Origin of the sequence: Stenotrophomonas sp. PUT21 (genome assembly GCF_052232875.1) — a bacterium.
GTDB classification, from domain to species: Bacteria; Pseudomonadota; Gammaproteobacteria; order Xanthomonadales; family Xanthomonadaceae; genus Stenotrophomonas; species Stenotrophomonas maltophilia_N.
The window spans coordinates 2,933,564-2,953,432 of record NZ_CP197645.1; the positions used below are offsets into that span (position 1 = coordinate 2,933,564).

At 69.0% G+C, this 19,869-nt stretch carries 13 protein-coding genes; 2 read left to right on the plus strand and 11 right to left on the minus strand.

Annotation, left to right across the window (positions count from 1 at the left end):
- Positions 1-11 precede the first annotated feature (11 nt).
- The 7 genes from ACTT2I_RS13410 to pilG form a co-directional block, all read right to left on the minus strand.
- Positions 12-485 (minus strand): chemotaxis protein CheW, encoded by a 474-nt coding sequence (locus tag ACTT2I_RS13410; protein WP_019185133.1) that lies wholly within the window; start codon positions 483-485, stop codon positions 12-14.
- A 30-nt stretch (positions 486-515) separates the two neighbouring features.
- The gene (locus ACTT2I_RS13415) at positions 516-1,838 is read right to left on the minus strand and encodes a chemotaxis protein CheB (protein ID WP_421099153.1); all 1,323 of its coding nucleotides are present in this window, start codon (positions 1,836-1,838) and stop codon (positions 516-518) included.
- On the minus strand, positions 1,825-8,427 hold the full coding sequence (locus tag ACTT2I_RS13420) for an Hpt domain-containing protein (RefSeq protein WP_421099152.1): 6,603 nt from the start codon (positions 8,425-8,427) through the stop codon (positions 1,825-1,827). The genes ACTT2I_RS13415 and ACTT2I_RS13420 overlap by 14 nt, the downstream gene beginning before the upstream one ends.
- Positions 8,428-8,521: 94 nt before the next feature.
- Positions 8,522-10,558 (minus strand): methyl-accepting chemotaxis protein, encoded by a 2,037-nt coding sequence (locus ACTT2I_RS13425; protein ID WP_088432920.1) that lies wholly within the window; start codon positions 10,556-10,558, stop codon positions 8,522-8,524.
- Positions 10,559-10,601: 43 nt separating this feature from the next.
- Positions 10,602-11,132: a chemotaxis protein CheW gene (locus ACTT2I_RS13430; RefSeq protein ID WP_088432919.1), complete on the minus strand. Its 531-nt coding sequence runs from the start codon at positions 11,130-11,132 to the stop codon at positions 10,602-10,604.
- Positions 11,132-11,494, minus strand: a complete 363-nt coding sequence (locus ACTT2I_RS13435) for a response regulator transcription factor (RefSeq protein WP_088432918.1) — start codon at positions 11,492-11,494, stop codon at positions 11,132-11,134. Before ACTT2I_RS13435 ends, ACTT2I_RS13430 begins: the two co-directional genes overlap by 1 nt.
- 18 nt (positions 11,495-11,512) lie before the next feature.
- Entirely contained in the window at positions 11,513-11,914 is a 402-nt protein-coding gene (gene pilG / locus ACTT2I_RS13440; protein WP_019185139.1) for a twitching motility response regulator PilG, read from the minus strand.
- 258 nt (positions 11,915-12,172) lie between these two features.
- Between pilG and gshB the strand changes: the two genes are divergently transcribed.
- Together gshB and ACTT2I_RS13450 are read left to right on the plus strand one after the other, a co-directional pair.
- Positions 12,173-13,123 carry a glutathione synthase gene (gene gshB, locus ACTT2I_RS13445; RefSeq protein ID WP_123730425.1) on the plus strand — a complete coding sequence of 317 codons (951 nt, stop codon included), beginning with the start codon at positions 12,173-12,175 and terminating at the stop codon, positions 13,121-13,123.
- A complete protein-coding gene (locus ACTT2I_RS13450; protein WP_088432916.1) occupies positions 13,120-14,007 on the plus strand; it encodes an energy transducer TonB family protein in 888 nt (295 codons plus the stop codon). The genes gshB and ACTT2I_RS13450 overlap by 4 nt, the downstream gene beginning before the upstream one ends.
- 28 nt (positions 14,008-14,035) lie before the next feature.
- On the opposite strand, the gene tsaB is transcribed toward ACTT2I_RS13450, so the two are convergent.
- The 4 genes from tsaB to mrcB form a co-directional block, all read right to left on the minus strand.
- On the minus strand, positions 14,036-14,743 hold the full coding sequence (tsaB, locus tag ACTT2I_RS13455; protein ID WP_421099151.1) for a tRNA (adenosine(37)-N6)-threonylcarbamoyltransferase complex dimerization subunit type 1 TsaB: 708 nt from the start codon (positions 14,741-14,743) through the stop codon (positions 14,036-14,038).
- A gap of 5 nt (positions 14,744-14,748) precedes the next feature.
- Entirely contained in the window at positions 14,749-16,806 is a 2,058-nt protein-coding gene (locus ACTT2I_RS13460; RefSeq protein WP_088432914.1) for an ATP-dependent DNA helicase, read from the minus strand.
- A 70-nt stretch (positions 16,807-16,876) separates the two neighbouring features.
- Positions 16,877-17,404 (minus strand): hypothetical protein, encoded by a 528-nt coding sequence (locus ACTT2I_RS13465; protein WP_088432913.1) that lies wholly within the window; start codon positions 17,402-17,404, stop codon positions 16,877-16,879.
- Positions 17,405-17,419: 15 nt separating this feature from the next.
- Positions 17,420-19,861, minus strand: coding sequence for a penicillin-binding protein 1B (mrcB, locus tag ACTT2I_RS13470; protein ID WP_088432912.1), 2,442 nt, complete (start codon positions 19,859-19,861; stop codon positions 17,420-17,422).
- Positions 19,862-19,869 lie beyond the last annotated feature (8 nt).

Genomic DNA, 19,869 nt, shown 5'->3' on the forward strand with positions numbered 1-19,869 from the left:
AAGTAACGCTCTTACCCCGCCACGGGGAAGGATTCGTCCAGGGCCGCTTCCAGCGCGTCCAGGTCCGGCAGCAGGGCGCTCTGCTCGCCCAGCAGCACGCGCATGTGCACGCCCTGCGGCAGGGTTTCCTCAGAGGCGTCGGCCAGCAGGCCGTCGCGCGGCACCGCGATCAGCTGCGGGAAGGTCTGGGTCAGCAGGGCGAAGTAAGGCCGGCGCGGATTGCCGCCCAGTGCCTTGAGCACGACGACCTTGTTGTTGGTCACCACCGGTTCGTCGCCCTGCCCGGACAACCGGGCGAAGGACAGCAGCGGTACGTCCCAGCCGTGCCAGGCGATCTGCCCGACCAACCAGGCCGGCGCATCGGGCACGGTTTCGACCGGCACCTTGGACATCATTTCGGCGACGGTGGCGTTGGGCAGCAGCACGCGTTCGTGCCCGGCCTGGATCAGGACACCGCGGATTTCGTCGTTGCTGGCGTAGCTCATGGGTCTTCCTTCAAGGGTGCGTCGGCGCGGTTACGCGTCCACGCCCCAGCGTTCGGCGATGGTGGCGGCCAGCTGCGGCGGTTCACCGGCGTCCTGCCCGGCCGCAACCACGGCGCTGGCCGCGGTCGGGTCATAGCAGCCTTCGCCGACCTGACCGGCCACCCAGGCGCCGGCGGCGGCCAGGGCGAACACCGCGTCCAGCTGGGTGGCGTCCGCGCCACTGAGCAGGACCACGCCGCTGTGTGCGGCCGGCAGGGCCTCAATCTGGATGCCGGCGGTGTCGGCGATGAAATGCAGGCTGCCCTGGCGCACGGCAATGCCGATGTCGTCGGGCAGGATGTAGGCCTGGCCAGCTTCGACGGGCTGGGCGTCCTCGGCCAGCAGCACCGGCAGGGCGGAGACCCGTGCCATCTGCTTGACCAGATTGCCGTAGCGCCCACCATCCAGGCGCATATGCACCAGCACCGCGGTGCTCAGCGATTCGGGCAGCGCGGCCAGCAGGCGGCGCAGCGCATCGGGCCCGCCGATGCCGGCCAGGACCAGCACCGCGCCGGTGCAGCCACCGGCGGGACCGGCCTCGGGTTCGAGCTCGACCAGCGACAGGCGTTCGATGTCGAAGCGTTCCGGTGCCGGCACGGTGTCGGTGACCGGCGGGGACACCACGCCCCCCCCGTCATCCTCGACCAGCGACCAGCGGTTGTGGTCGCCGATCGACACGGCGGCGGCGGCCGCTGGCGGTGCCGAGGCGGGAATCGGTGGAATGGCCGCTGTGATCGGATCGGCATCCACCGGCTGCAGCGCGGCCAGCGCCTCTTCCAGGGACACCGGCTCGTGCAACGCCGCCGGCGCCTGGTACAGGCCATCGGCGGGCACCTCGGAGGCCGCATCGGCAGCTTCGCGCAGGTGGAACGCCAGCGGTGCATCGGCATGCAGCTGCGCCGGCGTCACCGGCAGGCCCGGTTCGGGCTGCAACTGCTGGTCCTGCTCCGAGCCCGGCGGCAGCACGTCCTGATGGCCGTGCAGCTTGGCCACCAGATGCCGCGCCCAGCGCTGCGCTTCCCAGCCATCGCGGCGCGCGGCCAGCTCGGCTTCGTCGAAGATCAGGGTCAGCGAGGGCGAGCCCAGCACCGGATCCAGCCGCTCCAGCGCGTCTTCGATCGCCGGTTCCAGCGCGATCAACACCGCGCCGGGGTCGGCATCGCGCAGTGCCTGCAGCTCGAGCGTGTTCGGGTCGTCCTCCAGCACCACGCGGGCGCCGGCGTGGTCGAGCGCTTCGCGCAGGCGGTCGCGCGCCGGCCCGGAACGGGCCAGCAGCGCTACCGGCAACAGGGGGTGGGCATCACTCGCGTGCACGGGCGATCCCCAGCAGGTCATACACGTTACGCATCAGATCCAGTTCCTGGTACGGCTTGCCCAGGTAGCGCTGGACACCGAGTTCGAAGGCGCGCTGACGGTGCTTGTCGCCGCTGCGCGAGGTGATCATTACGATCGGCACGCCCTGGTAGCGCGGGTCGGCGCGCATGACGCTGGCCAGCTCGTACCCGTCCATGCGCGGCATCTCGATATCCAGCAGCATCAGGTCGGGCACGCGCTCATCCAGCCGCTCCAGGGCCTCGATACCGTCGCGGGCGACCGTGACCTCGAAGTTGTGGCGTTCCAGAATGCGGCCGGTGACCTTGCGCATGGTCAGCGAATCGTCGACCACCATCACCAGCGGCACATCGCGATCGCTGACCTTGGCTGCCGCAGTGATCGGCTTGTGCGGGTTGGCCAGGTAACGGCGCACCAGCGGCGCGACGTCCAGGATGACGACCACGCGGCCATCGCCGGTGATGGTCGCACCGTAGATGCCCGGGACCGAGGCGATCTGCAGGCCGACCGGCTTGACCACGATTTCGCGGTTGCCCAGCACCTGGTCGATCGCCACGGCCACGCGCAGGTCACCGGCGCGGACCAGCAGCAGCGGCACCTGGGCCTGGCCTTCGGCGCGAGCCTGGGCCTGGCCGATCAACGTGCCCAGATCGTGCAGCGCGAATTCTTCGCCGCCGTAGTGGTAGCCGCCGTTGGCGGTTTCAAAGCGCTCGCGGGAGATCCGCCCGATACCGCTGACCGAGGCCACCGGCACTGCGAAGGTGGTCTCGCCGATCTGCACGAACACCGCCTGGGTGACCGCCAGCGTCTGCGGCAGGCGCAGGGTGAAGGTGACGCCCTGGCCGCTGACCGAGTGGATGTCCACCGAGCCGCCGAGCTGGCGCACTTCGTTGTGGACCACGTCCATGCCCACGCCACGGCCGGCCAGCTGGCTGACCTGGTCGGCGGTGCTGAAGCCGGGCGAGAAGATCATCGCGTCCAGTTCGGCATCGCCCAGCACGGCATCGGCGGCGATCAGGCCACGCTGTTCGGCGCGGCGACGGATCGCCTGGCGGTCCAGCCCGGCACCATCGTCAGCCACTTCCAGCACGATTTCCGAGCCTTCGCGGCGCAGCCGGATGGCGATCTCGCCCTCCTCCGGCTTGCCGGCGGCACGACGCTGTTCCGGCGTTTCCAGGCCATGCGCCACCGAGTTGCGCAGCATGTGTTCCAGCGGCGCGACCATGCGGTCGAGCACGTTGCGGTCCAGTTCGCCGTGGGTGCCTTCCAGGGTGACGTGAACCTGCTTGCCGGTGTCCTGGCCCGCCTGGCGCACGACACGGCGCAGGCGCGGCACCAGTCCATCGAACGGCACCATGCGCGCACGCATCAGGCCGTCCTGCAGTTCCGAACTGACGCGCGACTGCTGTTGCAGCAGCACGTCGTACTGGCGCGAGAGATCGTCCAGCACGCCCTGCAGACCGCCGAGGTCGGCCGCCGATTCGTTCAGCGCGCGGCTGAGCTGCTGCAGCGTGGAGAAGCGGTCCAGCTCGAGCGGATCGAACTTGTGGTCGGCCTGGTCCTGCTCGCGCTGGTAGCGGGCGACGATCTGCGCTTCGGTTTCCAGGTCCAGCCGGCGCAGCTGATCGCGCAGACGGGCATTGGTGCGGTCCAGTTCGCCCATGGCGCCGCGGAAGGCGCCCAGCTGCTGTTCCAGGCGCGAGCGGTAGATCGCCACTTCACCGGCGTGGTTGACCAGGCGGTCCAGCAGGTCGGCGCGCACGCGCACCTGTTCCTGCTGCGGCCGCGGCAGACCATCCTCCTCGCTGACGGTTTCCAGCGGCACCGGTGCCGACAACGGTGCCGCGACGAGCGCGGCGATGGCGGCCTCGACCCTGGCATCGCCAGACGCAAGCGGCGGCTCGGGGGTTTCGATCGGTTCGGGCGCGACACGGCCCTGGGTACGCTGCTCGAAAGCGGCGATCAGGTCGTCGGGCATCGCCACGGTACGGTGCTGCCCGGTACGGGTCAGCAGCTGGTGCAGGCGATCGAACCCGCGCTCCAGCAGATGCACGTCGCTGCGGTCGATATCGGTGCGGTTGGCCGCGACGGCTTCCAGCAGCGATTCGATGCCGTGGCCAAGGTCGCCGATCGGGTTGATCCCGGCCATGCGCGCGCCACCCTTCAACGTGTGCAGATCGCGCTGCAGGCCGGCGATCACGTCGCGGTCCTGGGGCGCGGCGCGCAGCTCGCTGATCAGGCCATCGCAATGGTCGAGCAGGTCCTTGCCCTCCTCCACGAAGATATCGACCAGCTCCTGGTCGAGCTGGGTGAAGTCGAGCGCATCACCCGGCGCAAGCTCGTCGCTCTCGGTGGCGTCCACCGGGAGGATGTCATCCGCTTCCAGGGGGGGCGCAAGGGTTGCGGCAGGTGCGTCTTCCAGTTCGAAGAAGGGCGCGGGGCTGGCAGCGTCGGCGGCGGCTCCAGGCACCGGGGTCTGGATCACCTCGGCGAACGCATCGGCTTCACCGGTGTTCTCATCCGTGGCATCCAGACCGAGCACGCCGGTATCGGATGCCTCCAGCGCATCAACAACGGTCAAGCCGTCGTCCATGGCCTGCTGGGCGTCCACCACCTCGCCAAATGCGGGCGGCGGCGGCAGGGCCTCCTCCAGCGCCTGGGCGTCATCGTCGCTGTCCTGGTCGGTGTCGCTCCAGCTGTCATTGGCCGCGTCATCGACGGCCACTGCGTAGGCGCTGCCAGGCGTATGGGCATCGGCATCGGCATCGGCATCGACATCGGCATCGGCATCGCCCGGACCGTCGGCAACGACCTCCGTCGCCTCTGCCGCGTCGGTCGGGGCGTCGGCTGCCGCATCTGTCTTGCCTTCCGCTTGAGCGTCCGCTTCGGCGTCGAACCTGGCGTCGGTGTCGGCGTCGACCCGGATCTCCGGCGTGACCGGCTCGGCGAGCGTATCGAAGTAGCGCGAGAGATCCTCGGCCGAGGTCAACTCGACTGCCTCCAGGCCCGCAGGCACGGGCGCCAGATCAGCCTCCTCTGCCACGGCATCCGGCGACTGCGCTGCGCGCACGGTGTCGGGCAACTCGGCGTCGAAGTAGGCGGACAGGTCATCCGTGCCCGTCAGTTCCATCGCGACGAGGGCATCGTCGCTGTCGGCATCGTCGTCGTGGGCATCAGCGGCCGCGCGATCGGGCGCGATCACACTCAGGCCATCAGCATCGATCTCGGCCTGCTGGTAGTCGGTTGCAGTGGTGTCATCGGCGGTCGCCAGGACCGGCGCGGCATCGTCCTGCACGGCATCGCCAGTGACGAGGAACGCATCCGCCGGCTCATCGGCCACCGCAGCGAACGGCTCTGCGTCGTCATCCACCAGGTCCAGCTCGTCGTCCACGAGCGCCGGCCAGCGCGCTTCGGGCAACGTATCAGCCAGGGCCACCAGACGGGTGGCCAGCGCGGTCTGCACCGGCACCCGTGGGGCGTCGTCCTGCAAGGCCGTCATGGTCGTGGTGATCGCCGCGCAGGTCTGCGCAAGCGCCTCCATGCCGGCAGCACTCGGCAGCGCATCGGCGGCCAGCGAGCGCTTGATGTAGCTTTCCGCCGCACCGGTGACCGCCGTGATCTCCGGCACGTCGGTCATGGCGAAGGCGCCATTCATGGTGTGCACGGCGCGCAGCAGCCCGTCGGTCACCGGCTGCGGGGCATCGGCGGCCGCGTCCAGCCACGCCTGCAGCGTCGCCTGATGCACCTCGACCTCGGCTTCCAGGATCTCGCGTAGCACGCTGTCGATGTCGGCCGGCGTGCTCTCGATCACCGGCGCGGCCTCGGCCACAGTGGCGTCGAGGGGCGCCGGGACAGCGGCGGTCGCGGCACGTTGCAGCGGCACATGGAAGGTTTCTTCGCCTGCAGCCACACGATCGGCGATGGCCTGAATGGCCTGCAGATCGGCGGTGACACGGCTGCCATCGCGCAGTGCCGCGTTGAGCTGCGGCAGCACGTCGTAGGCCTGGCCGACCAGGGCAACCACGGCCGGCGAGGCCGGGCGGCTGCCATCGAGCACGCGGTTGAGCATGCCCTCGATCTTCCAGCTGAACTCGCCCAGGGTGCGCGCACCGACCAGCCGGCCACTGCCCTTGAGGGTATGGAACACGCGGCGGATCGGGCGCAGGCGGTCCAGGTTGTCCGGCGCGATGCGCCAGGCCGGGAGCAGGTTGCCCAGGTTCACCAGTTCTTCGTCGAACTCTTCGATGAAGACCTCGCGGATGTCCTGATCGATGTTCTCGCCATCGTCTTCGAAGCCGGCTTCGATGCTGGTGTCGTCGGCGGGCGCGGCCAGCGCCGGGCTTGCCGGGGCAGCGGCGGCCGGCACGGTATCGATACCCGTGCCTTCCGGGCGGAACTGCGCGGCGGCGGCATCCAGTTCGGCCAGGAAGCGGGTCGATTCGTCATCCAGCTCGATACGGCGGATGACCGCATCCTGCACTGCCGGCGGCGGCAGCGCGGCACCTGCCGCGGCCTGCGGTGCGGTATCGGTGCCATCGATGAACGCATCGATCGGCTCGGCGACACTGTCGTCCGCCGAGGCCACCGGAATCTCCTGCAGGAACGTCGGCAGGGTCTCCACATCCATCGCGCTCGGCGCGAACGGGCTGGACGCGGCCGTCTCCTCGGCAACGCCATCGGTGTCGTTGTCGTTATCGGTGTTGGTGCCGTTGTCGCTGTCATCGATCTGCAGCGACAGCACGTCGTCGGCGTTGTGCAGCCCCTCATCGAAGGTGAATTCGATCGGCGCGTCACTCAGCTCCAGCGTCTCGTGCTCGGCGGCCACCGGGTCGAAACCGGCGCCCGTGGCCACGAAGGCCGGCATCTCCGGTGGCATGTCCGCCACGTCGTCCGCGCGCGCCGACGTCGCCACGTGCACCTCGTCGAGCACGCCATCGACCTGCAGCGCGGACGGCAGCGGCGCGACGTCCCATGCGGCACCGGCCGGCACCTCGGCAATGACCGGATCGAAATGGGCGAACGTAGGCAGGTCGTCCACGTCGTCATGACTGGCCAACGTCCACTGCGGCGCATCGGCGGCGACCGGCGCGGTGGAGGCATCGAACACCAGCGCCACCGGCGGCGGGGTCGCCGGCGGGGCGACCGCCGGCGGCGGATCGAAGGTGAAGTCCGGCAGCGGCGGCGGCAGGTTGGCCGGACGCGGAACCTCGGCGGTCACGCCACGTTCGATCGGCCCCGGTGCAGGCGCGTCCCAGGGGGTCAGCTCGATGGGTTCCGGCGCGACCGGCAGCGATTCCGGCCCGGTATCGGCGGTCGGCTGGTTCGCATCCGGCAGCGGCCAGTAACGCAGGGTTTCCAGGCTGCTGCGGGTGATGTCCAGAATTTCATCGCGGCCCGGTCGGCGTTCGCGCAGTGCCTCCAGGTAGTACTCCAGGCTGGCCATGGCGTCGGCCAGGGTGTCCAGCTGGCGGCCACTGGGCACGCGCTGCTTGCCGAGCAGTTCCACCGCGATGTACTGGCGTACGCCCTGCAGGTAGTCGGCCGGAACGGACAGATCGAGCATGCGCAGCGCGCCGGCGACCTCGCCCAGCAGGCGCGGCACTTCCTGCAACTGCTGGTGGTTCCAGTTGGTTTCGATGAACGCGACGAAGTGCTCGCGCGCCGCAGCGAAGTTGGCGATGGCTTCATGCGCCAGCACCTCCACCGTGCGCCGGTTCTCCACCGCGCTCGGGTCATCTTCGCCGCTGCCGCCGGCGCCCAGATGGGCGACCTGGTCATCCAGCGAGGCATCCACGTACAGCAGCGCGCCGGCGATATCCAGCAGCAGGCTTTCGTCGATCTGCTGCTGGCCGTCCACCACCTCGCGCAACGCATCGCGCTGCTGCACGACCACGCCGCGGGCCACGCCCAGGCCCATCATGCCCAGCGTATCAGCGACCGCGCCGAGCTCGTTGACCTGGGTCTGCAGCTGCACCGGCTCGCCGCCGGTACGCAGGTGCAGGTCCAGCGCATCCTTGATCCGCAGCAGTTCTTCCTTGACCGCGTTGCCGACCGTATCGAGCAGTTCGCGATTGCGCCCGCTCAGGCTGCCGCGCGCATGATCCAGCTCGGCTTCGGTGGCGCTCGCGCTGTCCGGCGCGAAGGCGAACAGCACACTCTCGTTGATGCCCGGCGCGGCGCGTGCCGACCGGATGTCGTTGAGCAGCGGCAGCAGCACGATCGGGATGTCCCGGTGACCGTTCTGCAGGCGCTCCAGATAATCGGGCAGCAGCACGCTGCCACGCATCAGCGTGGCGCAGGCTTCATCGCGGTCCGGTACGTCGCCGGCGCCGATCGCATTGGCCAGCTGTTCCAGCTCTTCGGCCACCATCGCCGGGGCGTACAGCTCCACCATGCGCAGGGTGCCCTGCACCTGGTGCAGGTAACCGGCGCAGAAGCGCATCCGGCTGCCATCGGCAGGGTCTTCCACGTAGTACTCGACCTCGTTGCGCACCTGGCGCAGGGTCTCGTCCAGCTCCGGCTTGACCCAGCCCAGCGCAGCGTGGCTCATGGCATCGCGCAGCGTGCTCATGCCAGGTCTCCCGGCAGCTCGGCGCACATGGCGTGCGGTGATTTCTCGCGATGCATCATCTGCTTGTTCCTTCCCTCTCCGCCCTGCCCGAGGCTCACGCCGGCAGCTTGAAGTCGGCGACCGAGCGGCGCAGGTCGGCCGCCAGCTGTGCCAGGTGGCCGATCGACTCGGCGGTCTGTCCCGCGCCCTGCGAGGTCTGGCCGGTAATCTGACGGATCACGCCCATGGTGCGGGTGATGTCAGATGCCGCGGCCGACTGCTGCTGGGCAGCGATCGAGATGTTCTTGATGAGGTTGTTAAGCGCGTTGGAGACGCGCTCGATTTCGGTCAGGGCGGTACCGGCGTCTTCGGCCAGGCGCGCACCGGAGACCACTTCGGCGGTGGTCTGCTCCATCGAACTGACCGCCTCGTTGGTATCGGCCTGGATGGCCTGGACTAGGTTCTCGATCCGTCGGGTCGCACCGGAGGTGCGTTCTGCCAGGCGCTGCACTTCGTCGGCCACCACGGCGAAACCGCGGCCGGCCTCACCGGCCGAAGCGGCCTGCACCGCGGCGTTCAGCGCCAGGATGTTGGTCTGCTCGGAAATGTCGTTGATCAGTTCCACGATCGAGCCGATTTCCTGCGAGGACTCGCCCAGGCGCTTGATGCGCTTGGAGGTTTCCTGGATCTGGTCGCGGATCTGGTCCATGCCCTGGATCGTTTCGCGCACCACGCCGGCACCTTCGGCGGCGATGATCACCGAGCGCTGCGCCACGTCGGCGGACTCGGCCGAGTTGCGCGACACCTGCTCGATGCTCGAGGCGATTTCGCCGATGCGGTCCGAGGCCGAGGTGATCTGGTTGGCCTGGTGGCCGGCCGCTTCGGCCAGCTGCATCGCAGTGGCCTGGGTTTCCTGGGTCGACACGGCGACCTTGGCCGAGGTGTCGTTGATCGTGGTCACCAGGTGGCGCAGCTCATCCACGGCGTAGTTGATGGCGTCGGCGATGGCGCCGGTCATGTCCTCGGTCACCGAGGCCTTCACCGTCAGGTCGCCTTCACCCAGCGAGCTGATTTCATCCAGCAGCCGCATGATGGCCTGCTGGTTACGGCTGTTGTATTCCACCTGGGTCTGGTAACGCAGTTCCTGCTCGCGCGAGCGGCTGCGCACGGTGCTGCCGACGAAGCCGATGATGGCGATCAGCGAGAACGCGCCGGAGGCCACGCCCAGCCAGAAGTTGGGGAACAGGCGCGTATCGCGCAGCGAGCCGAACGAGGAGAACGCTTCGAACAGCTTCTTGCTGTCACGCAGCATGTCCGCCGAACCGCCGGTCAGCGCCGCCGCCGAGGACTGCGCGGCGAACAGCTGGCGGGAACTGGCCAGGATCGCATCGGCATCCTGTTTCATGGTGTCCCACTGCTTCTGCGACTGCTCCAGTGCGGCCAGGGCCGGGCCGTTGCGGACCGCGGCGATGCCCAGTTCTTCATTGCCATTGCGCAGCGCATCGAGCACCTGGGTGAACACCACCGAGTCGCGGGCCAGCGCATCGCCTGCGGCGGCGGCATTGGCGCCGCCGGCGCGCATTTCGGTCACGCGGCGGGCCATCGAGCCGACCACCACCACCTGCTGCAGGGCGTTGTAGACCTGCGAAGACGGTGCACCGCTGGCCGACATCGCGCGGACCACTTCGTTCAGCTGCGCCTGCAATGCCGGCACGCCGTTGACGAAGTTGTTCGCATTGCCGGCCAGGGCCAGCACCGCCGGTTCACTGGCGACCAGCTGGCCTGCGCTCTTGCCGAGCGGCTCCCAGGTCTGGATCAGCGTGTTCAGCGGCCCGGCCACATTGGTTTCGGTGCCGTAGCGGCCCTGCAGGCCACTGACGGTACTTTCGATGTCGCTCTTGGTCAGCTTGAACGCGGTGAACGCCTGCGCGTTGCCCGAGACCGCCTCACGGCCCTGGTTGGCCAGCTGCTGCGAGAGCACCTGCAGGTTCGCCGCATCGGTGCTTGCACTGGCCAGGCGACTGCCCTGCCAGGTCGCCACGCCGGTGTTGACGCCGAACACGATCATCGACACGGCCAGCAGGCCGAGCCAGAAATTGGTGCCCACCGAACCGAGCTTGCCGGCCTTGGCGGATTCCGAAGCAGTACTCATCGTTCAACCTCGATGTTCAATACGGAGAGACAGGCGCCTGCGGTCAGGCCGCGGCCTGCCTGAATTCGGGGGTACGCGACAGCAGCGACAGCGAGAACACGCCCCAGTCATGGCCATCGCCGTGGAAGGCGCGGTCGATGAAATGCGCGTAGCGGCCGGTAGCCAGATCGCCGGCGACGATGTCCTGGTCCAGCTCGAAGCTGCGCTGGCCGAACAGTTCATCGATGGTCAGCGCCACGTCACCGCCGGCCTGGCGCATGATCAGCACGCGCTGGCCCTCCTGCTGCACGGTGCGCTCGCCTTCCAGAAAGAATTTCAGGTCCACGACCGGGAACAGGTTGCCGCGCAGGTTGCCCACGCCCAGCAGCCACGGCTGCGCGCCGGGCACCGGGGTGATCGGCGGCATCGGCACGATTTCCACCACTTCGCGGAAGTCCGAGACCAGCCGGCGCTTGCCGACCCGGTAGCCGACGCCACGCCACAGGTCCTGCGAGAACTGCCGTTCGGGCAGCTGCACCGCATGGGCCAGGCTGCGCCGTTCGTAGGCCTGGAGGATGTCGAAAGGAGAGCGCATCAGACCACCAACTGGTTGATCCGCGCGATCAGTTCGTCCTCGCGCGGCGGCTTGACGATGTAGTCGGCGGCCCCCTGGCGCAGCCCCCACGCCTTGTCGGTCTCCATCGCCTTGGTGCTGACGATGACCACCGGGATGTGCTTGATGGCCGCGTCGCGCGCCATCGCGCGGGTGGCCTGGAAGCCACTCATGCCCGGCAGGACCACGTCCATCAGCACCAGCTGCGGCGACTGCTCGCGCACGAGCTTGAGCCCGTCCTCGGCGTTGTCCGCTTCCAGGACTTCATGACCGGCCTTGGTCAACCACTGCGTGAACACCGCACGGTCGGTCGGTGAATCCTCGATCAGTACGATTCGAGCCATTGTGCCTTTCCCCCCTGGTCAGGCGTTGACGTATGTGCGGATGGCACCCAGCAGTTCTTCACGCGTGAATGGCTTGGTCAGGTACTGCTCCGAGCCGACGATGCGGCCGCGCGCCTTGTCGAACAGGCCGTCCTTGGACGACAGCATGATCACCGGCGTCGCCTTGAACAGCTGGTTGCCCTTGATCAGCGCACAGGTCTGATACCCGTCCAGCCGCGGCATCATGATGTCCACGAAGATGATCTGCGGCTGTTGGTCGGCAATCTTGGCCAACGCCTCGAAACCATCGGTCGCGGTCACTACCTCGCAGCCTTCCCGCTTCAGCAGGGTTTCCGCAGTCCTGCGGATGGTCTTCGAGTCGTCGATGACCATCACGCGCAGCCCTGCGAGTTCCCCACCCGCAGCCATGTATTCAGTCATTACCTTTCCCCAAGCTCGCGACGCCTGCGCTGATCCCCGGCGCCGCTGCGAAAGCGTATCTATATCCCAATACCGGCGCGCGCTTCAAGCACGCCCACCGCGGCCCCGCCGCGAGCGGCCCGGCGCGCGCCCGGCGCGTGCCGTTTGCGCAAACCGGCGCGCCCCCCGCCCCGGCCGGACACTGCGTTCCGGCCCCCCGGGCAGGCATTGCGCAGCCATTGTCGCTACCATCATCGGCCTGCCCGCCAGGTTGCGACCATGCCGTTGAATGTCATCGTGGTGATGGACCCCATCGCCCATATCAAGATTGCCAAGGACACCACCTTCGCGATGCTGCTGGAAGCCCAGCGCCGCGGCCATGCCCTGCACTACGTCAGCCCCGGTGGGCTGGCCCTGCGCGACGGCCAGGCCATCGCCCGCACCGCCCCGCTGCAGGTGCGCGAGGACAAGAACGACTGGTTCACCCTGGGCGAGTTCAGCCAGACGGTGTTCGGCCCCGGCCAGGTCGTGCTGATGCGCAAGGACCCGCCCGTGGATGCTGAATTCATCTACGACACCCACGTGCTCAGCGTGGCCCAGCAGGCCGGTGCGATGGTGGTCAACGACCCACAGGGGCTGCGCGACTACAACGAGAAGCTGGCCGCCCTGCTGTTCCCGCAGTGCTGCCCGCCGACCCTGGTCAGCCGCCGCAACGCCGACCTGAAGGCCTTCGTGCTCGAACACGGCCAAGCGGTGCTCAAGCCGCTGGACGGCATGGGCGGCCGCTCGATCTTCCGCAGCGGCACCGGCGACCCCAACCTCAACGTGATCCTGGAAACCCTGACCGACGGCGAGCGCACCCTGGCCCTGGCGCAGAAGTTCATTCCGGACATCACCGCCGGCGACAAGCGCATTCTGCTGGTCGATGGTGAGCCGGTCGATTACTGCCTGGCGCGGATTCCGCAGGGCGACGAGTTCCGCGGCAACCTGGCCGCCGGCGGCCGCGGCGAAGGCCGCCCGCTGAGCGAGCGCGACCGCTGGATCGCGGCCCAGGTCGGGCCGGAGATGAAGCGCCGCGGCATGCGCTTCGTCGGCCTGGACGTGATCGGCGACTACCTGACCGAGGTCAACGTCACCAGCCCGACCTGCGTACGCGAGCTCGACGCCCAGTTCGGCCTGAACATCGCCGGCACCCTGTTCGACGCGATCGAGGCCGGCCTGCCGCGATGAGCGCCAGCGTCGTCCCGGTGCCGACGTGGCAGGCGCGCGAATCCCAGCGGCTGGGCGCGACCCTGACGCTGTCGGTACTCGTGCACGCCCTGCTGATCCTCGGGGTCGGCTTCGCGGTGAGTGACAGCGCGCCGCTGGTACCGACCCTGGACGTGATCTTCAGCCAGACCCAGACCCCGCTGACGCCCAAACAGGCCGACTTCCTGGCCCAGGCCAACCAGCAGGGCGGCGGCGACCACGACAAGGCGCAGCGCCCACGCGACAACCAGGCCGGGATCGTGCCGCAGGCGCAGGCCGGGCTGTCACCGGTGCCGCAACAGCGCCAGGACGCGGCCAGCGTGCCGCCGCCACAGACCCGCGTGGTCAGCAGCCGCAATGGCACCGATACCGTCGCCAAAGCGCAGCCCCAGCCGCTGCCCGAGCAGCCCCGCCCGGATGCACCGATGACCGCACGCGAGCAGCGCGATGTGGAGATGGCGCGGCTGGCTGCCGAAGTGCACCTGCGCTCGGCCCAGTACGCCAAGCGCCCGAACCGCAAGTTTGTCTCGGCCAGTACCCGCGAATACGCCTACGCCAACTATCTGCGTGCCTGGGTCGACCGCGCCGAGCGCGTCGGCAATCTCAATTATCCGGATGAGGCCCGCGCCCGCCGGCTCGGCGGCCAGGTGGTGATCACCGTCGGTGTGCGCCGCGATGGCACGGTCGAAAGTGCCCGCATCCTGCAGTCCAGCGGCACGCCGTTGCTGGATGAAACCGCGCTGCGCGTGATCACGCTCGCCCAGCCGTTCCCGCCACTGCCCAAGACCGAGGATGCGATCGACATCCTGCAGGTGACCCGCACCTGGGTGTTCCTGCCCGGTGGTGAGCTGCGCGACGACCGCTGAGAGGGCCCCAGCCGACCAACGGTCGGCTCTACCGGGCGGCCTTGGCGGCGCGGGCGGCCTGCTGTTCCACCAGGGTCAGTGCCACGTTGTTGCGCAGATACGCCGGCTCCACCAGCTCCGGCGCCACACCTTCGCTGCGCTGGAACGCGGGTACCGCCAAGGCCAGCACGTCCGACGCCCGCGGCAGCGCCAGCGCGTCCACACCGCTCAGTTGATCGGCCAGGCGCGCGCTCAGCACGCCCTCGGCTGCGCCAAAGCCAGTCCCCACGCCGAACCAGCGCGTGCCCTCAGGCACCACGACCTGCTCCGGCGCGCAGACGATCTCCTCGCCCTGCAGCTGCCACTGCCCGTCCACGCGGATCTGCCGTGCGGCATAGACCTCGCCCATGCGCGCGTCGATGCTGGTCAGCACATGGTCCGCACCCGCCGGGGCACGCAGCGCCAACGCCTGCAGGGTGGAGACCGGAATCAGCGGGCGGTCCAGCGCCAGGGCGATGCCCTGGGCGATGGCGATCGCCAGCCGCACCCCCGTGAACGCCCCCGGGCCGCGGCCCAGTGCGATCGCATCCAGCTGCGAACGGGCCACCCCCGCCTCGGCCAGCAGCGCCTCGGCCCAGGGCAGGCTCAGTTCGGCATGGCGGCGCGGCGCGATCTCGAAGCGCTCAGTGACCTGCCCATCCACATACAGGGCGACGGAGCAGGCTTCGGTGGCGGTTTCAAAGGCGAGCAGTTTCATGGCGGTCAGAACAGGGAAGTGGGAAAGTCATCGGTGGCCTGCACAGGCTGCACCGGCTGCGGGGACGCAGGGACAGGTGCTGGCGTGGGGCCAACGACGGGCCATTGTGGCGCAAAGAAGGCCTGCACATCGGCCAGCGAGCGGGTGCGGCGGAACGGCGGCAGCGAATCCAGGAATATCCGCCCATAGCTGCGGCTGAGCAGGCGCGGGTCGCACAGCACCAACACCCCCCGGTCGGTCTCGCTGCGGATCAGGCGTCCCACGCCCTGCTTGAGCGCGATCACCGCCTGCGGCAGCTGCTCATCGCGGAACGGGTTGCCGCCGTCGCGGCGGATCGCGTCCAACCGTGCTTCGAACACGGGGTCATCGGGCGCGGCGAACGGCAGCTTGTCGATCACCACCACGCTCAGCGCATCGCCGACCACGTCCACGCCCTCACGGAAGCTCGCCGAACCCAGCAGCACGCCGTTGCCCGATTCGCGGAACCGCTGCAGCAGGGTCGCGCGCGGCGCTTCGCCCTGCACGAACAGCGGCCACGGCGCGTCGCGCAGCGCCTCGGCGGCTTCGCGCAGTGCGCGGTGCGAGGCGAACAACAGGAATGCACGGCCATGCGAGGCCTCCAGCACCGGCGTCAACGCGCGGATCAATGCCGTGCCAAAGCCGCGTGCGGCCGGATCGGGCAGATCGGTCGGCAGGTAGCACAGCGCCTGGTGGGCCCAATCGAACGGGCTGGGCTGCAGCAGGCTGACTGGATCATCCAGCCCCAAGCGTTGGGAAATATGTGCGAAACCGCCATCCACGGTCAGCGTGGCCGAGGTGAACACCCAGGCCGCCATCGAGCGCTGCCGATGCTCGCGCAGCGGTCCGGAAACATCCATCGGCGTGCGCTGGCAACGAAAGCCGCGAGGGGTCAGTTCGTACCACAGGACCTCGGCCGGCGGCGGCGCCTCGTCCGGATCGGTGTCGAAATCCAGCATCGGCGCGTCGTCACCGAGCCAGCGCGCCAGGCGCGATGCCGCTTCCGTCGCGCGCGCATGGCAGGCATCCAGCCCGGGCGACGCATCACGCACCCCGGCCAGCGCATCGCGCAGCTGCACCAGCGTGCTCATTGCGGCATCGAAGCCATCGCGCACCTGTGGCACGGTCATGGCACGCCACTGGGTACCGCGAGGGGGCAGGCCGTCCATGGCCACGCGCAGATCGCGCAGGGTCTGTTCCAGCGCGGCCGCGGGTTCCTGCAGGGCCGCCTGCGCACCGGCCACGCTGCGACTCTCGGCCAGGCAGTCGCGCGCCAGCTCCTGCCACGGGCGCATGCCGAAGCCTTCGCCGAAGAAGTTGGCCGCCAGTTCCGGCAGTTGGTGCGCCTCGTCGATCACGAACGCCTGGGCGCCCGGCAGGATCTCACCGAAGCCTTCCTGCTTGAGCGCCAGATCGGCCAGCAGCAGATGGTGGTTGACCACCACCACGTCGGCGGCCTGCGCCCGCTGCCGTGCCTGCACGACGAAGCAGTCATCCCAGAACGGGCATTCGGTGCCCAGGCAGTTGTCGACGGTGGAGGTCACCATCGGGTACAGCGGTGAGTCTTCCGGCAGCGCGTCCAACTCGGCCATGTCGCCGAACCTCGTGCGTCCGGACCACGCCAGGATGCGCTGGAACTGCGCGACCTGCTCGGGAGAACTGAAGCGCGGTTCGCCCCGCGCCTGCTGCAGCCGATAGCGGCACAGGTAGTTGGCGCGCCCTTTCAGCAGCGCGCTGCTGTGACCGACGCCGAGCGCGGCACGCACGCGCGGCAGATCGCGGTGATACAGCTGGTCCTGCAGCGCGCGGGTCCCGGTGGAGATGATGGTCTTGAGGCCGGACAGCAGCGCAGGCACCAGGTATGCATAGGTCTTGCCGGTGCCGGTGCCGGCTTCGGCGAGCAGCACATCGCGCTGGTCGAACGCTTCGGCGATCGCCGCGGTCAGGCGCAGCTGGGCCGGGCGCGGTACGAAGGCATCAAGCTGGCTGGCGAGCGCACCGCCCTCACTGAGGGCATCGCGGCTGGCGTGTGCAAGTTGGGACATGACGACAATGATAGAGGCTGCCGCGTTGCGCCCGGCGCTACGCCGTCACGCATCCGCTGTCGCGCTGCCCTCAGTAGCGCATGATGCCCGGCACCGTGCAGCCTTCCAGCTGGGCATGCGCCGAGGCGGCATTTTCTTTTTCACCGCGGGCCAGGCGCGACTGCTCGATCGTTGCCCAATGGCGGCGGCACAGCGGGCCGGTCTTGGAGCCCAGTTCGACCGACTTGCGGGCGAAGGTTTCCGCGGCCGCCCAGTCGCCCTGCAGCAGCGCGACCTCGGCCCGGTCCTGCAGCACCGACGGATCCGAGGCCATGATCGCCAGCGCCTGATCCAGCGCAGCCGCAGCACCGGTCAGATCGTTGGCCTGGCGGCGGGCCTGCGCGGCCTGGCGCAGGTCTTCCACTTCGCTGTCACGCAGCGGCTGCACGGCCAGTTCCTTGTCATCGTTGCCGGCGGCGGCATCCACGGCCGCCAGGCGCTGGGCCGGCGTGGTGGTGTCGACGGGCGCTTTCACCACCGGCGGCGGCGTGACGCAGGCAGCCAGGGCAAGGCACAGCGTGGCCAGCGAAGCGGAACGGATCAGGAATCGGGTGGTCATGCAGGCAAGCCTCGATCAGGGTTGACGCGCGGGGGTGGCGGCCGGGGCATTCTGCGCCGGTTCGGGGGCGGGGTCGGGTTTTTTCTCCAGGCCGAACCAGCTGCGCCAGCCACCGCCTTCAGTCTGCTCGCCGCCCTCGCCTTCCGGCAACGCGCTTGGCGCCGTGCACGGAACGTAGGCCGGGGTGTAGCCCACCACGAATGGGAAGCGCCGCGCACCCGGGCAGCCTTCATCGGTGGTGGCCGTGCCGCTGGCTTCCACGTACTGCCAGTCCAGGCCCTTGTTGCTGACTTTCAGCGGCGCACTCGGCAGGCGCTGGAAAATGCCCGACCAGACCCGCATCGAGCCGGTCGCACCATACAGCCCGGCCTGCTCGTTCTGGTCGTTGCCCATCCAGATCACCGCCAGATGGTCACCGGTATAACCGGCGTACCAGCTGTCGCGACCGTCATTGGTGGTGCCGGTCTTGCCGGCCGGCTGCAGGCGGCCCAGCCCATCGGCGTTGAGGCGCTGCGCGGTACCACTGGCCACGACCTGCTGCAGGCCGATGCTGATCAGGTTCGCGGCGATCGAGTCGCCCTCCTGCGCCGGCGCCGGGGTCTTGTCGTAGCGCTTCATCAGCTTGCCCTGCGGATCGAGCACGCCACGCACCGCATGCAGCGGCTGGATTTCGCCACCGGAGGCCAGGAACTGGTACAGCTGGGCCATCGCATACGGGCTCTGGTCGGTGGAACCGAGGATCACCGCCGGATTGGGGTCGGCCTTGATCCCGGCCAGCACGTGGATCAGCTGGGTGACCCGCTCCGGACCCACCTGCATGCCCACCCGCACCGTGGCCTGGTTGTAGGAACTGGCGAGCGCGTCGATCAGGCGGACCGTACCGTGGCTGCGGTTGTCCGCATTGCCGGGCGTCCATTGCTTGCCGCGGCTGAGCTGCACCGTCACCGGGGAATCGTCGACCCAGCTGGACAGCGAGTAGCGGTCCGGCTGCGCCAACGCCAGCAGGTACACGAACGGCTTGAGCAGCGAGCCGACCGGGCGCTGCGCCTCGATGGCGCGGTTGAAGCCCGGCTCGGACACTTCGCGGCTGCCGACCACGGCCAGCACATCGCCGTTGTGCACGTCGGTCAGGACCAGGCCGGCCTGCAGCTCGGGGCGGCGCTTGCTCTCCAGCGACTTGATCGTCTTGGTGACCGCGCCTTCGGCATACGCCTGCGCCGACGGTGCCATGCCGGTCATCACGCTCAGGCCGGCGCCCTGCAGCACCGACTCGGGGTAATCGTGACCCAGCTGGCGGCGGACCAGATCCACATAGGCCGGGAAACGGTTGGCCGCGATCAGGCCGGGCGTCTTGGGCACACCCAGCGGCGCCTCGACCGCGCGCTTGTACTCGGCATCGTCGATCAGATTGGCGTCGCGCAGCTTGCCCAGCACGAAGTTGCGGCGGTCCAGCGCACGTTCGGGATTGCGGCGCGGATCGTAATAGGACGGGCCCTTGACCAGGCCGATCAGCAAGGCGACATGCTCGGTGTTGAGCGAGGCCAGATCGCGCCCGAACCAGAATTCCGCACCGGAGGACATGCCATGGATGGCCTGGCTGCCGCGCTGGCCCAGGTAGACCTGGTTGAGGTAGGCCTCCAGGATGGTGCGCTTGTCGTAGCGCGCCTCCATGATCAGCGCGTACAGCACCTCGTTGAATTTGCGGGTAACCGTCTGCTCTTTGCCGATCCCCAGCAGGCCGCTGCGGGCCAGCTGCTGGGTCAACGTCGAGGCACCCTGACGGCTCTGGCCGCCGGAGCGCACGGTCACCCACACCGCGCGGGCGATGCCGCTCAGGTCGATGCCGTGGTGACGGCTGAAGTCCTTGTCCTCCACCGCCTGCAGGCCGGTGACCAGCAGCTCGGGGGTTTCCTCGATCCGGACCAGCCGGCGCTCTTCCTGCTTCTGGCCGTACAGCGTGGCGATACGGGCCGGATCCAGACGTGCGGTCTTCAGGGCCTTGCGGCTGTCGGGGTCGCGCAGCGAAGCGATCGACCCGCCGGACAGGCTCACCTCGACGCGGCGCGGGGCGACCCGGCCATCCACATCGTTGTAGCCACGGCTGGAAATGACGAAGCGCCCACCTTCCTGCGTGTACGTAGCCGGCGACTTGCCGATCCCGTCATCGCGGTAGGCCGACGCGGCCAGCTCGGTCTTGAGCGTGGCCGCATCCATCGCCACGCCCGGCGCAAGCGCCAGCGGCCGCGCATAGACACGGGTGGGAATCTGCCAGCGCAGCTCACCGAAGCGCTGGGTGACCTGTTGGTTCAGGTACACCGTATACGGGATCAGGAAGCCCAGCCCCAGCGCGACAGCCGCCATGCCCCAGGTGATGAACCGGCGCCGCCACAACGGGCCGCGGCTTTCGGTGTCGTCGTCGAACTCGTCGATGTCGTCGGAATCGTAGCGTCGGGGCACGGGGATGC

What these genes read in the sequence shown, in the direction of transcription:
- ACTT2I_RS13465 (WP_088432913.1), bottom strand. Translation starts at nt 17,404, where the DNA reads ATGACCACCCGATTCCTGATCCGTTCCGCTTCGCTGGCCACGCTGTGC.
- gshB (WP_123730425.1), top strand. Translation starts at nt 12,173, where the DNA reads ATGCCGTTGAATGTCATCGTGGTGATGGACCCCATCGCCCATATCAAG.
- ACTT2I_RS13435 (WP_088432918.1), bottom strand. Translation starts at nt 11,494, where the DNA reads ATGGCTCGAATCGTACTGATCGAGGATTCACCGACCGACCGTGCGGTG.
- ACTT2I_RS13450 (WP_088432916.1), top strand. Translation starts at nt 13,120, where the DNA reads ATGAGCGCCAGCGTCGTCCCGGTGCCGACGTGGCAGGCGCGCGAATCC.
- tsaB (WP_421099151.1), bottom strand. Translation starts at nt 14,743, where the DNA reads ATGAAACTGCTCGCCTTTGAAACCGCCACCGAAGCCTGCTCCGTCGCC.
- pilG (WP_019185139.1), bottom strand. Translation starts at nt 11,914, where the DNA reads ATGACTGAATACATGGCTGCGGGTGGGGAACTCGCAGGGCTGCGCGTG.
- ACTT2I_RS13430 (WP_088432919.1), bottom strand. Translation starts at nt 11,132, where the DNA reads ATGCGCTCTCCTTTCGACATCCTCCAGGCCTACGAACGGCGCAGCCTG.
- ACTT2I_RS13420 (WP_421099152.1), bottom strand. Translation starts at nt 8,427, where the DNA reads ATGAGCACGCTGCGCGATGCCATGAGCCACGCTGCGCTGGGCTGGGTC.
- ACTT2I_RS13410 (WP_019185133.1), bottom strand. Translation starts at nt 485, where the DNA reads ATGAGCTACGCCAGCAACGACGAAATCCGCGGTGTCCTGATCCAGGCC.
- ACTT2I_RS13425 (WP_088432920.1), bottom strand. Translation starts at nt 10,558, where the DNA reads ATGAGTACTGCTTCGGAATCCGCCAAGGCCGGCAAGCTCGGTTCGGTG.
- ACTT2I_RS13460 (WP_088432914.1), bottom strand. Translation starts at nt 16,806, where the DNA reads ATGTCCCAACTTGCACACGCCAGCCGCGATGCCCTCAGTGAGGGCGGT.